Consider the following 827-nt stretch of genomic DNA (forward strand, 5'->3'; position numbering starts at 1 on the left):
TGAGCGGGCCTGTGTTGCGGCTTCAGGCTGCGGTGTGTGTGCTGGCCTCGAGCCTGTAGCAGCCTGGCTCGGTGAGGAGCAGGCGGGGCTGGGTGGGGTCGGCCTCGATTTTCTGTCGCAGGCGGTACATGTGGGTCTCGAGGGTGTGGGTGGTGACGCCGCTGCTGTAGCCCCAGACCTCGTGCAGCAGGGTCTGGCGCGGCACCGGCTTGCCGCCGGCGCGGTAGAGGAACCTGAGGATGGCGCATTCCTTGTCGGTGAGGCGGACCTTGCGGTTGCGGGCCGGCTCCTGGAGCAGGCGGACGCTGGGTCGGAAGACGTAGGGCCCGATGAGGAAGGCGGCGCTGTCGGAGTTGTCGAAGGTGCGGAGCTGGGCGCGGACGCGGGCGAGCAGCTCGGGCAGGCGGAAGGGCTTGGCGAGGTAGTCGTTGGCGCCGGCGTCGAGGCCGCGGACCACGTCGCCCTCGGCGTCGGCGCCGGTGACCATGATGACGGGCATCTGGCGTCCGTCGCGGCGGAGCTTGAGGCAGAAGTCGCGTCCGTCGCTGTCGGGCAGTCCGATGTCGAGGAGGATGGCGTCGTAGCGGGTGTTGTCGTTGGCGAGCAGGGCCTCGGCGGCGGCGGCGCTTTCGGCCTCGTCGGTGCTGAACTCGCCGCCGGAGAGGATCTGCTCGGCCATGGTGGCGCGGAGGTCGGCGTCGTCTTCGACGATCAGGATGCGGCGCAGGGCGGACATGGGAGCCTCCAGGGGAACCGACGGGGCTGGTTGGCGTCCGCCCCTACCGTCCTAAGGTTGATAACACGGCATGCAAATTCGTCAAACAAGA

At 69.0% G+C, this 827-nt stretch carries 1 protein-coding gene; it reads right to left on the reverse strand.

Features of this window, described 5'->3' with window-relative positions; all coding sequences use genetic code 11:
- Window positions 1–22 precede the first annotated feature (22 nt).
- Window positions 23–736 (reverse strand): response regulator transcription factor, encoded by a 714-nt coding sequence (locus QWZ14_RS29040; protein WP_290320554.1) that lies wholly within the window; start codon window positions 734–736, stop codon window positions 23–25.
- Window positions 737–827 lie beyond the last annotated feature (91 nt).

Origin of the sequence: Paeniroseomonas aquatica, assembly GCF_030409335.1 — a bacterium.
Taxonomy (GTDB): domain Bacteria; phylum Pseudomonadota; class Alphaproteobacteria; order Acetobacterales; family Acetobacteraceae; genus Belnapia; species Belnapia aquatica.

Coding starts and splice junctions, on each gene's coding strand:
- QWZ14_RS29040 (WP_290320554.1), bottom strand. CDS start 736: ATGTCCGCCCTGCGCCGCATCCTGATCGTCGAAGACGACGCCGACCTC.